The organism is Geodermatophilus maliterrae (assembly GCF_041018925.1).
GTDB classification, from domain to species: domain Bacteria; phylum Actinomycetota; class Actinomycetes; order Mycobacteriales; family Geodermatophilaceae; genus Geodermatophilus; species Geodermatophilus maliterrae.
Map to the genome: position 1 here is coordinate 1 of NZ_JBFNXQ010000134.1, position 11,639 is coordinate 11,639.

Here is an 11,639-nt window from a genome sequence, read left to right on the forward strand (position 1 = left end):
CGGGACGGCGGGACCGGTGCGCCGGGGTGGGTCGAACGAGCCGGTGGCGCCCGCGGGACGGGCGAAGACCGCGCGGTCGCCGTCGGCCGGGTGGTCGTCGGCCCGGTCGTCCGCACCGTCGTCCGCACCGTCGAGGCGGGTGGCGCCGACCGGCGGGCGGACGACGGCCTCCGCGGTGCGCTCGCCGTCGGTGGTCCCGGGCTCCCGGGGGTCGGGTGACGTCACGGGTACAGCGTCCTCCACGGACCTGGCGGGAGAGGGCCCGGCTCGCTGGTCAGGGCGTCCCGCCCGGCGCGACGTCGGTGCCCGCGCCGCGGGTCAGCGTCCGCACCACCGGGGGCACGACCTCGGTGCGCTCGTCGGGTGAGGACGGCCCGGCCACCGAGGCGGGCGGCGTACGCGGGGTCACGGTGCCGCCGTCGGGCAGGTTGACGGCCAGGACGGCGACGCCGATGCCCAGGCCGGCCAGCGTCCCGGCGACGCCGCGGCGCAGCCAGCGGGCCTGGTGCGGCGCGGACGGCGTCTGCGGCGGGTCGTCGAGCGTGACGGTCCAGCGGCCGGAGGAGTCGGTGACGGTCAGCTGTCCCGGGGCCGCGGTCAGCGAGCCGAGCCCGCCGCCGCCGGGGACGTCGGCGGTGAAGGGGATGGCGCACAGCCGGGAGAGCAGGTCACCGGGGACGGCGACGTCCGCCGCGGCGTGCAGCGCGTCCTTGGCCTCCCGCTGCGCCTGCACGGCCATGCGGCACTCGAGGCAGCCGGCCAGGTGCCGGGCGGCGCGGGTGGCCGGCCCGCTGGCCAGCTCGCCGTCGACCAGCGCGGCGATCGCCTCCTGGGCCAGGTGGCTCTCCGGCAGGCTCATGCGCCGGCCCCCGGTGCCGTGGTGCCCGCCGACGCGGCCCCGCGCGGGGCCAGGTGGGCGAGGGCGGCACGCAGCTGCACGCGGCCGCGGTGGATGCGGCTGCGGACGGTGCCGAGCTTGATGCCGAGGGTCGCCGCGATCTCCTCGTAGGTCAGGCCCTCGATGTCGCAGAGGACGACGGCGACGCGGAACTCCGGCGACAGCGCGTCGAGGGCGGCCTGCACCTGCGGGTCGAGGTGGGTGTCGGCGTAGACCTGCTCGGGGCTGGGCGCGGTGCCCGGCAGGCGCTCGGTGTCCTCGGGCAGCGCGTCGAAGCGGATCCGCTGGCGCCGGCGGACCATGTCGAGGAACAGGTTGGTGGTGATCCGGTGCAGCCAGCCCTCGAAGGTGCCCGGCGAGAAGTCGGCCAGCGAGCGGAACACCCGGACGAAGGTCTCCTGGGTGAGGTCCTCGGCGTCCTGGGCGTTGCCGGAGAGGCGGTAGGCCAGCCGGTAGACGCGGGCGGAGTGGTCGCGCACGACCTGCTCCCAGGTCGGGGCCACCCACACCTCTCCGGCGCCGGACGCGGCCGGCTGGTCGTCGGTGGGCTGGGGGGTGGCGGCCTCGGACACGGCTCCAGGATCGCAGACGCGCACGCTTCCGACCTCCCCCGGAGCAGTGGCGGGGGAGACGGCGGCACGCTGGGGTGTCACGTCGGGTCCAACGGCCGGTGGCCGGCCCGGTGTTCCCGTTCACAGGCTCCTCACAGGCTCGGCTCCCGGCTCCGGACGGTCACCGCCAGTAACCTCACCCGGTGACGATCGCCGGGGGACCGCGTACGGGCGGCACCGGCGGCGCCGCGTGGGCCGACCGCTACGCCGCCGAGGACGCGCTCCTGGTCGCCGCCCGCACCCGGGCCACCGCGCTGGGCGGCCCGCCGCCGGTGGAGCCGGCGGTCGGGGCCACGCTGGCGGTCCTCGCCGCGGGCGCCGGGGCCCGGGCGGTCGTCTCGATCGGCAGCGGTGGCGGCGTGCACGGGCTCTGGCTGCTGCGCGGGATGCGGCCCGACGGCGTCCTCACCGTCCTCGACACCGACGCGGCCCAGTTGCGGGCCGCCCGGCAGGCCCTCGCCGACGCCGGTGTCGCCCCGGGCCGGACCCGGCTGATCTTCGGCACGCCCGCCGAGGTCCTGCCCCGGCTGTCACCCGGCGCCTACGACCTGGTCGCCTGCGCGGGCCGGCCGGGCGAGTACGCCGCGCACCTGGCCTCGCTGGTGGGCCTCGTCCGCGCCGGCGGGACGCTCACCTGCCACGGCCTGCTGGCCGGCGACCGGATCGGCGACCGCGCGGCCCGCGACCCCGAGACGGTCACCTGGCGCGACCTCGCCCGCGCCGTCCGCGAGGACGAGGACCTCACCTCCGCCGTCCTGCCGATCGGCACCGGGCTGCTGGTGGCGACCCGCCGCTCCTGACAGGAAGGACCTCACTGCCCCCCGAGGAGGACCCCGTCCCCCTCACCCCTCGCACGCTCGGGGTGAGCCTCCGGACGGGGCCATCCGACGCTCGCGGCGGGCCCCTGCAGGGAGGCCGAGGTCAACCGAACGGGTGCTCGGCCAGCGGCTCCCACGGACCGCCGAGGTAGCGCCACAGCCCGAGCCCCCTGGCCGGCACCGCGTGCGGGGTGAACCCGGCCTCGAGCCGGTCGCGCAGCGCGCGGGCCTGCGCCGGCTCCACCTTGTTCTGCACCGTCACGTGCGCCGACAGCCGCTGCCGGTCCTGCCGGGTGAGCCACGGGTCGAACTCCGCGGCCAGGCGGGCGTGCACGTCGGAGAGCTCCGGTGCGGCCAGCCGGTAGGCCACGCCGCGGCCGAGCAGCTGCAGGCCGGTCACCGCGACGTCGAACGCGGGCCGCGCCGCGGCCTGCGCCAGTGCCGCGTCGACGGCCGGCCGCTCCGCCCCCGGCAGCGCGTGGAACAGCGTCACGTGCGCGGCCAGGTGGTTGCGCTCGGCCGGGAAGTGCTCGGCACGCAGCCGGTCGAACCGCGCCTGCGCCTCGTCGCCGAGGAGCAGGGTGACGACGAGTGGCTCGCTCACACGTGCGCGCGGACGCCCTTGCCGAGGACCGCCACCCCGCCGGCGCTGACGTGGTAGTGCTCCCGGTCCGCGCTGGAGTCCACGCCGATGCGTGCCCACGGCGGGACGACGACGTTCTTGTCGAGGATGGCGCGGCGGACGTAGGCGCCCTCGCCGACGACGACGCCGTCCATGAGCACGCTGTCCTCGACGCGCGCGCCGCGGTCCACCCGCACGCCCGGCGAGATCACCGAGTTGTGCACCGACCCGCCGCCGATGATCGAGCCGGCGCTGACCATCGACTCCTCGGCCCGCCCGCCGAGCACGAACTTCGCCGGCGGCTGCTGCGGCGGCAGGGTGAGGATCGGCCAGCGGTCGTTGTAGAGGTTGAACACCGGGGTCACCGACACCAGGTCCATGTGCGCGTCGAAGTAGGAGTCGATGGTCCCCACGTCGCGCCAGTAGCCGTGGTCGCGCTCGCTGGCGCCGGGGACGATGTTGGTCGAGAAGTCGTAGACGTAGGCCGCTGCCGCATCGGCCAGCATCGGCATGATCGAGCCGCCCATGTCGTGCGCCGAGTCGGCGTCCTCGGCGTCGGTGCGCAGGGCCTCCAGCAACGCGTCCGTGGTGAACACGTAGTTGCCCATGGAGGCGAAGGACTCCTCCGGGGAGTCCGGCAGCCCCGGCGGGTCGGCCGGCTTCTCGAGGAAGCCGCGCACCCGGCCCTCGGCGTCGGCGTCGATGACGCCGAACTCGGTGGCCTCGCGCCGGGACACCCGCAGGCCCGCGATGGTCACGCCGGCCCCGGTCTGCAGGTGCTGGTCGATCATCTGGCTCGGGTCCATCCGGTACACGTGGTCGGCGCCGAAGACGACGACGATGTCGGGCCGCGCGTCGTAGATGAGGTTGAGGCTCTGCAGGATCGCGTCGGCGCTGCCGGTGTACCAGCGCGGGCCGAGCCGCTGCTGGGCCGGCACCGGGGTGACGTAGTTGCCGAGCAGGTTCGACATCCGCCACGTCGTGGTGATGTGCCGGTCGAGGCTGTGGCTCTTGTACTGCGTCAGCACGGCGATCTGCCGGATCTCGGCGTTCACCAGGTTGGACAGCACGAAGTCGATGAGCCGGTAGTTGCCGCCGAAGGGCACCGCCGGTTTGGCCCGGTCCTGGGTCAGGGGGGCCAGTCGCTTGCCCTCTCCACCAGCCAGGACGATGCCGAGCACCCGAGGACCGCCACGCATGGAGCGAACGTAGCCGCTGGCGGCGTCCCGCGTGACCTGACTCGTCCCCGTCGTGGCCCTAGGGTGACCGGCGTGCGCATCGGCATCGTCACCCGCGAGTGGCCCCCGGACGTCTACGGCGGTGCCGGCGTGCACGTCGAACACCTCGTGGCGGCGATGCGCTCGCTGCCCGCCGGGCCCGACCTCGACGTCCACTGCTTCGGCGCCCCGCGCCCCGACGCCGTCGGCTGGGCGGTGCCGCCCGGCCTGGCGGACGCCAACGGCGCGCTGCAGGCGCTGGGCACCGACGTGGAGATCGCCGCGGCGCTGTCCGGTGTCGACCTGGTGCACAGCCACACCTGGTACGCCAACGGCGCCGGCATGCTCGCCGCGCTGGTGCACGGGGTGCCGCACGTGGTGACCGCGCACTCGCTCGAGCCGCGGCGGCCGTGGAAGGCCGATCAGCTGGGTGGCGGCTACCGGCTCTCGTCCTGGGTGGAGCGCACCGCCTACCTCGCCGCGGACGGCGTGGTCGCGGTGAGCAACGGGATGCGCGCCGACGTCCTCGACGCCTACCCCGACCTGGACCCGGCCCGGGTGCACGTCGTCGGCAACGGGGTGGACGCCGAGGCCTACCGGCCCACGCCCGCGCCCGACGTCGTCCGCTCGCTCGGCGTGGACCCCGACCGGCCCTATGCGCTGTTCGTCGGGCGGATCACCCGGCAGAAGGGCGTCGTCCACCTGCTGAAGGCGGCCGAGCAGCTGCCGGCCGAGGCGGGGCTGGTGCTGTGCGCCGGCGCCGCCGACACCCCGGCCGAACGGGAGCAGGTCGCCGACGCCGTCGCCGCGCTGCAGGCCCGCCGCTCCGGGGTCGTCTGGATCGAGGCGATGGTGCCCCGCGAGCAGCTGGTGCCGCTGATCACCGGCGCGACGGTGTTCGTGGTCCCCTCGGTGTACGAGCCGCTCGGCATCGTCAACCTGGAGGCCGCCGCGTGCGGCACCGCGGTCGTCGCCAGCGCCGTGGGCGGCATCCCCGAGGTGGTCGCCGACGGCGAGACCGGCCTGCTGGTCCCCTACGACCCCGACGACGTCGCCGCCTTCGAGGCCGGCCTCGCCGCACGGATCGCCGAGCTGATCGCCGACCCCGACCGGGCCGCCCGCATGGGCGCCGCCGGCCGCGAGCGGGTGCTCACGGAGTTCGGCTGGCCGGCGATCGCCCAGCAGACCGTGCAGGTCTACTCCGCGGTGCTCGCCGCCCGGGACTGACCAGCCGGACCGTGCCACGGCGCGGGCCGGGTGGGAGGGTGTCCCGTCGTGGACACCTCGACCCCCTCCTCCGAGGACCCGATCCGGGCACTGCTCCGCGCGTCGCACCAGCTCCCCGCGACCGGGGTGGCCGCCGTCGTCACCCAGCACGCGCGGTGGCTGGGCGCCCGGGAGGCGGTCGTCTACCTGGCCGACTACGCGCAGCACGTCCTGGTGCCCGTCCCGGGCGACGGCGTCCCCGGCCGCCACGAGCTGACCATCGACGGCTCGCTGGCCGGCCGCGCGTTCCGCCGGGTCGACCCGGTGCTGTCCCCCGCGCACGACGGGCCGGCCACCCTGTGGGTACCCCTCCTCGACGGCGCCGAGCGGGTGGGGGTGCTGGAGCTCGTCGTCCCCGGTGAGCTGCCGCCGGAGCTCGAGGACGACGCGCGGACCCTCGCCTCGCTGGTCGCCGAGATCGTCGTGACCCGCGACGCCTACAGCGACTTCTTCTCCCGGCTGCGCCGGCGCCGCGCGCTGTCCCTCGCGGCCGAGATCCAGTGGGACCTGCTGCCCCCGCTCACCTACGCCAGCGACCGCCTGGTCGTCACCGGCGCGCTCGAGCCGGCCTACGACATCGGCGGCGACACCTTCGACTACGCCGTCAACGGACCGCTGGTCGACCTCCTCGTGATGGACGCCGTCGGGCACGGCCTGCCCGCGGCCCTGCTCGCCGGTGCCGCCGTCGGCAGCTACCGGCACGCCCGTCGCGACGGCCTGGACCTGCCCGGCATCGCGGCCGCGGTCGACACCGTCGTCGCCGGCCAGTTCACCGGCAGCCGGTTCGCCACCGCCGTCATCGCCCGCCTCGACCTCGACACCGGCGTGCTGCGCTGGGTCAACTGCGGGCACCCCGACCCGCTGCTGGTCCGCGACGGCGGGCTCGTCCGCCCGCCCGCGTGCCGTCCGGGTCGCCCCCTCGGGCTGCAGGCAGCCGAGCCGGACCTCTGTCAGGTGCAGCTGCAGCCGGGCGACCGCGTGCTCCTCTACACCGACGGGGTGGTCGAGGCCCGGTCCCCCGGTGGGGAGTTCTTCGGCGAGGAGCGGCTGGCCGACCTCGTCGTCCGCGCCGAGCTGGCCGGCGACCCGCCGCCGGAGACGATGCGCCGGCTCATGGGCAGCGTGATGAACCACCAGGCCGGACGGCTGCAGGACGACGCCAGCATCGTCATGGTCGAGTGGCGGACCGGCCGCGAGGAGCAGTTGCAGCCGTGAGCGAGGCCCCCGCGGAGCCGGAGGACGTGCCGGGCGCCTCCGCGGCCGCCCCCGACGTCGTCCTCGGACTGGTCGCGGCTCCCGGCGCGGCGGCCGAGGTGGCCGGCGACCTCGCCGCCGACCTGGCGCTCGCGCTGCGCGAGCGGCACCCCGACGTCGTGTGGGACGTGCGGGTGGTCGAGGACGGCCTGGTGCAACCGCCGGCCGACGACGCCGAGATCGTCGCCGCGGCCCGCGCGCGGCTGCTGGCCGAGGAGTGGGACCTCGCCGTCGGCGTCACCGACCTGCCGCTGAGCGTCGACCGCCGCACGGTCGTCGCCCACGCCAGCCCGGTGCACGGCGTCGCGGTGCTGTCGCTGCCGGCGCTCGGGGCGGTGGGCCGCCGACGGCGGGCGCTGCGGACCTCGCTCGGGCTGGTGCACGCGCTGCTCGGCGAGGACGAGGGCGACGGGAACCCCGAGGCGCTGCGCCGGCGGGTGCGCGAGCTGGCCAGCGACCCCGCCGACACCGCCGACGGCGTGCGCTTCACCGCGCGGGTGCTCTCGGGCAACCTGCGGCTGCTGGTCGGCATGGTCCGCGCCAACCGGCCCTGGCGGCTGACCATCCAGCTGTCGCGGGCGCTGACCGCGGCGATCGCCGCCGGCGTGTTCGCGCTGGTCACCGCCGACATCTGGCGGCTGGCCGACCGCTTCGGCTGGCTGCGGCTCGCGGTCGTGGGCCTGGGGTCGGTGGTGGCCATCTGCGTGACGCTCGTCGTCGGGGCGCAGCTGTGGGAGCGGGCCCGCTCGCGGCGGGTGCGCAAGCAGGTGGCGCTGTTCAACCTCGCCACGGTCGCCACCGTGGTCATCGGGGTGCTGACCCTCTACGCGGCACTGTTCACCCTGGCGCTGGCCGGTGCGCTGCTGCTGGTGCCCTCCGGGCTGTTCACCGAGGGGCTCGGGCACCGCGCGACGCTGGGCGACTACCTGGAGCTGGCCTGGCTGACCAGTTCGCTGGCCACGGTCGGCGGCGCGCTGGGGGCCGGCCTGGAGTCCGACGAGGCCGTGCGGGGAGCGGCGTACACGCACCGGCCCGACCAGGCGGCGTGAACCCGCCGGCCCGCGGCCGCGGGGCTTAGGCGCGGGTATGGACCAGGCATGACCATCGCCACCCGGTTCGCCTCCGCGCTCGACCAGGAGACCGCGCAGGGGCCCACCGAGGCCGAGTTCCTGCCGGTGCGGCTGGCGCGGGCCGCCGCCCGGACGCTCGCGGTGGACGGCGCCGGGTTGTCGGTGGTCGACGCGGCCGGACGGCGGATCCCGCTGGGGGCGAGCAACCCCGACGCGTCCTGCGCGGAACGGTTGCAGTTCACCGTGGGCGCCGGCCCCTGCACGGCGGCGCAGGAGACCCGGCAGCCGGTGTTCGCCGTCCTCGCCGACCTGCGCCGCCGGTGGACGACCTACGCCGACCTGCTCACCGCGCAGACGCCGTTCCGCGCGGCGGTCGCCCTCCCGCTGCGGGAGGACCTCGCCGGTGCCGGGGCGCTGGACCTCTACTTCACCGACGAGACGGCGGTCCTCGACCTCGACGTCTTCGCCGCCGTGGCGGTGGGCGAGATGGTGACCGCCGCCCTGACCGAGGCGGCCGTGTGGTCGGACTGGCCGGCCGAGCGCGGCCCCGACTGGCTGCACGGACCGGAGGCGGTCCGCCGCGCCGCGGTGCTGCGCGCGGCCGGTCGCGCGAGCCTGGCGCTCGAGACGGACGCGGCCACCGCGCTGGTCCTGCTGCGCGGTGCGGCCTACGCCGCAGGGCGCTCGGTCGAGGAGGTCGCCGAGGACCTCGAGACCGGCCGGCTGGACCTCGACGACGTCGTCCCTCCCGGACGCGCCTGACGCCTCGCGTGTGACCGTCCCCGCAGGTCAGAGCGGGAATCGGCCGGTCGTCGCGGACGCTGGAACAGGACGTGGCAGCCGCTCCCTCGCCGTCCGCCGTCCCCACCGTGCCCGGATCCCCGCCGCCTCCCGCGCCGGCCCCGGTGCCCTCCCCCACCCGCCTGCTCGACGTGCGCACCGTGTTCGCCGAGCCGGCCGCCCTCGACTCCGCCCGTGGCCGCGACGTGCTCGCCCGGTTCCCCGGCGTCGAGATCGTCGAGGTGCCCTCGCACTGGCAGATCCCCGAGCTCAACGGCAACGAGGGCAACGTCGAGCGCTGGGTACGGGTGAAGACCGAGACGCTGGTCCTCGGGGTGAAGAAGTCGCTGTCGGCCCGGCCCAACAGCCGCTCGTCGAACTGGATCGCGCCCTCGACCGCCAACGGCTGCGCGATGGCCTGCGCCTACTGCTACGTGCCGCGGCGCAAGGGCTTCGCCAACCCGATCACCGTCTTCACCAACATCGAGCAGATCACCGGCTACCTGCGCCGGCACGTCGCCCGCCAGGGCGTCAAGACCGAGCCCGACCAGTGCGACCCGGTCAGCTGGGTCTACGACATCGGCGAGAACAGCGACTGCTCGGTCGACGCGCTGGTCAGCGACAACGTCGCCGACCTCGTCGCGACCTTCCGTGAGCTGCCCACGGCCAAGGCCTCCTTCGCCACCAAGTACGTCAACCGCGAGCTGCTCGACCTCGACCCGCAGGGCCGCACCCGCATCCGGTTCTCGCTGATGCCCGATGCCGACTCGAAGGTCATCGACGTGCGGACCAGCCGCATCGCCGAGCGGGTCGCCGCCGTCGACGACTTCGTCGAGGCCGGGTACGAGGTGCACCTCAACCTCTCGCCGGTCGTGCTGCGCGAGGGCTGGGAGGCCGACTGGGCCGACCTGCTGCGCCGGCTCGACGACACCCTGTCCCCTGCGGCCAAGGCCCAGGCGGCCGCCGAGGTGATCATGCTGACCCACAACCGGGACCTGCACGAGGTCAACCTCGGCTGGCACCCCAAGGCCGAGGACCTGCTGTGGCGGCCGGACCTGCAGCAGCCCAAGCGCAGCCAGAACGGCCAGTGGAACGTGCGCTACCGCAACGACGTGAAGCGGGCCGGCGTCGAGCGGCTGCAGGAGCTCATCGCCCACCACGCCCCCTGGCTGCGCGTCCGCTACGCGTTCTGAAGGACCCCGCTGCCCCCCGCCGCTCGCGAGCTCGCGGCGGGACCCTGCCGCGGGGCCGAGCCGGTGGTGTCCCTGACCAGCAGGACTACGGTTGGCCGGTGTCGAGAGTGGTGGTCGTCGGCGCGGGGCTCGGCGGCCTGGCCGCCGCCGCGCGGCTGGCCACCCTCGGGCACCGGGTCACCGTCCTCGAGCAGTCCGGCGACGTCGGGGGCAAGCTCGGCTGGTACGCCCGCGACGGCCACGCCTTCGACACCGGCCCGAGCCTGGTCACGATGCCGCAGGTGTACCGCGACCTGTTCGACGCCACCGGCGGTCCGCTGGAGGACGCCGTCGACCTCGAGCGCCTGGACCCCGCCGTCGACTACCGGTTCGCCGACGGCACCCGGCTGGCCGTGCCCGGGCGGATCGAGCAGGTGCCCGCCGCGCTGGACGGCGTGCTGGGTGACGGTGCCGGCGAGCAGTGGCGGGAGCTGCTCGACCGCGCCGAGGCGATGTGGGCGATCACCGAGCAGCCCTTCCTCCGCTCGCCGCTGCGCGGGGCGGCCACGCTGGCCCGGCTGGCCCGCGACCCGGTCGACGTCGGCACCGTGGCGCCCTGGCAGACGCTGCGCGGCCTGGGTGGGCGCTACCTGCGCGACCCCCGGCTGCGGGTGCTGCTCGACCGCTACGCCACCTACTCCGGCTCCGACCCGCGGCGCGCCCCGGCGGTGCTGGCCACCGTGCCCTACGTCGAGCAGGCCTTCGGTTCCTGGTACGTGCGCGGCGGGCTGCACCGGCTGGCGGAGGCGGTGGCCGAGCGGGCCCGCGACCGGGGCGCGGAGATCCGCACCGGCACCCCGGTGCGCCGGGTGCTGCGCGACGGCGGGCGGGTGTCGGGCGTGGAGCTGGCCGACGGCGGGGAGATGACCGCCGACGTCGTCGTCTCGGGTGCCGACGCGACCGCGCTGTACGCCGGCCTGCTGCCCCCCGACCGCCGCACGCGGGCGGTGCGACGCGGGCTGACCCGGGCGACGCCGTCGCTGTCCGGGTTCGTGCTGCTGCTCGCGCTGCGCGGGCGGACGCCGGGCCTGGCCCACCACACCGTGCTCTTCCCCGACGACTACGACGCCGAGTTCGACGCCGTCTTCGGCACCGGCCGGCACCGCGGCGTGCCGTGCCCGGTGCCCGACCCGACCGTCTACGTCAGTGCGCCCGACGACCCCGCCACCCGACCCGACGGCGACAGCGAGTCGTGGTTCGTCCTGGTCAACGCAGCGCGGCAGGACCCCGACGGCGGCGTCGACTGGGACGCGCCGGGTCTGGTCGACCGCTACGCCACCCGGGTCCTGGAGGTCATGGCCGCGCGCGGGCTCGACGTCCGCGACCGGGTGCGCTGGTGCGTGGCCCGCAGCCCGGCCGACCTCGCCCGGGAGACCGGCAGTGTCGGCGGCTCCATCTACGGCACCTCCAGCAACGGCGCCCGCGCTGCCTTCCTCCGGCCGGGCAACGTCGCCCCGGTGCGGGGGCTCTACCTGGTCGGCGGGTCCTCGCACCCCGGCGGCGGGCTGCCGCTGGTCGCCCTGTCGGCCGAGATCGTCGCCGGGCTGGTCGGCCCGGCCTGAGCGGCCGCGGGCATCGGGGTCGTCCGGTGACCGCGACCCTCGGACGACGTGCGGACGGCCGGTGGTCCGGTCGGCGCGGCGACAGCTCGGCTGAACGACACGCCTGTCGTGTCCCCCTCGTGCAGGGCAGCGTCATCGATCACGCGTCGTCGACCTCGCGTAGTCGTCCGGTGTCAGAACGGTGGTGGCTCGTCGTCCGGCGGTGGCGGTGGGTCGGCGGCCGGTGGTGGCGGGTCGGGTGCCGGTGGTCGCAGGCCGGGGGGTCGGGTGGTGCGGGTGACGCCGCAGGGTGTGGTGACGTGCAGGACG

Annotated in this window: 12 protein-coding genes; 7 read left to right on the forward strand and 5 right to left on the reverse strand. The window is 76.0% G+C overall.

What is annotated here, in order from left to right:
* The 3 genes from ABQ292_RS24400 to sigE all read right to left on the reverse strand — a co-directional run.
* Positions 1–225: hypothetical protein (locus tag ABQ292_RS24400; protein ID WP_369210302.1), on the reverse strand; the 225-nt coding region annotated here is incomplete at its 3' end.
* Positions 226–274: 49 nt separating this feature from the next.
* The gene (locus ABQ292_RS24405) at positions 275–859 is read right to left on the reverse strand and encodes an anti-sigma factor family protein (RefSeq protein WP_369210303.1); all 585 of its coding nucleotides are present in this window, start codon (positions 857–859) and stop codon (positions 275–277) included.
* Positions 856–1,470 carry an RNA polymerase sigma factor SigE gene (sigE, locus tag ABQ292_RS24410; RefSeq protein ID WP_369210304.1) on the reverse strand — a complete coding sequence of 205 codons (615 nt, stop codon included), beginning with the start codon at positions 1,468–1,470 and terminating at the stop codon, positions 856–858. The genes ABQ292_RS24405 and sigE overlap by 4 nt, the downstream gene beginning before the upstream one ends.
* Positions 1,471–1,652: 182 nt before the next feature.
* Between sigE and ABQ292_RS24415 the strand changes: the two genes are divergently transcribed.
* The gene (locus ABQ292_RS24415; protein ID WP_369210305.1) at positions 1,653–2,309 is read left to right on the forward strand and encodes an O-methyltransferase; all 657 of its coding nucleotides are present in this window, start codon (positions 1,653–1,655) and stop codon (positions 2,307–2,309) included.
* Positions 2,310–2,430: 121 nt separating this feature from the next.
* On the opposite strand, the gene ABQ292_RS24420 is transcribed toward ABQ292_RS24415, so the two are convergent.
* Positions 2,431–2,931, reverse strand: a complete 501-nt coding sequence (locus ABQ292_RS24420) for a 2'-5' RNA ligase family protein (RefSeq protein WP_369210306.1) — start codon at positions 2,929–2,931, stop codon at positions 2,431–2,433.
* Positions 2,928–4,148 (reverse strand): glucose-1-phosphate adenylyltransferase, encoded by a 1,221-nt coding sequence (glgC, locus tag ABQ292_RS24425; RefSeq protein WP_369210307.1) that lies wholly within the window; start codon positions 4,146–4,148, stop codon positions 2,928–2,930. Before glgC ends, ABQ292_RS24420 begins: the two co-directional genes overlap by 4 nt.
* A 72-nt stretch (positions 4,149–4,220) precedes the next feature.
* Here glgC and glgA point away from each other — a divergent pair, with 72 nt between their 5' ends.
* The 6 genes from glgA (at position 4,221) to ABQ292_RS24455 (ending at position 11,330) form a co-directional block, all read left to right on the forward strand.
* Positions 4,221–5,393 (forward strand): glycogen synthase, encoded by a 1,173-nt coding sequence (gene glgA, locus ABQ292_RS24430; RefSeq protein WP_369210308.1) that lies wholly within the window; start codon positions 4,221–4,223, stop codon positions 5,391–5,393.
* A 48-nt stretch (positions 5,394–5,441) separates the two neighbouring features.
* Positions 5,442–6,647 carry a PP2C family protein-serine/threonine phosphatase gene (locus ABQ292_RS24435; protein ID WP_369210309.1) on the forward strand — a complete coding sequence of 402 codons (1,206 nt, stop codon included), beginning with the start codon at positions 5,442–5,444 and terminating at the stop codon, positions 6,645–6,647.
* The gene (locus tag ABQ292_RS24440; protein WP_369210310.1) at positions 6,644–7,735 is read left to right on the forward strand and encodes a hypothetical protein; all 1,092 of its coding nucleotides are present in this window, start codon (positions 6,644–6,646) and stop codon (positions 7,733–7,735) included. The genes ABQ292_RS24435 and ABQ292_RS24440 overlap by 4 nt, the downstream gene beginning before the upstream one ends.
* A gap of 48 nt (positions 7,736–7,783) precedes the next feature.
* Entirely contained in the window at positions 7,784–8,518 is a 735-nt protein-coding gene (locus ABQ292_RS24445; protein WP_369210311.1) for a GAF domain-containing protein, read from the forward strand.
* Positions 8,519–8,589: 71 nt separating this feature from the next.
* The gene (locus tag ABQ292_RS24450) at positions 8,590–9,729 is read left to right on the forward strand and encodes a spore photoproduct lyase family protein (RefSeq protein WP_369210312.1); all 1,140 of its coding nucleotides are present in this window, start codon (positions 8,590–8,592) and stop codon (positions 9,727–9,729) included.
* A gap of 98 nt (positions 9,730–9,827) precedes the next feature.
* Complete coding sequence (locus ABQ292_RS24455; RefSeq protein WP_369210313.1) at positions 9,828–11,330, forward strand: phytoene desaturase family protein; 1,503 nt, start codon at positions 9,828–9,830, stop codon at positions 11,328–11,330.
* The last annotated feature ends 309 nt before the right edge of the window (positions 11,331–11,639 follow it).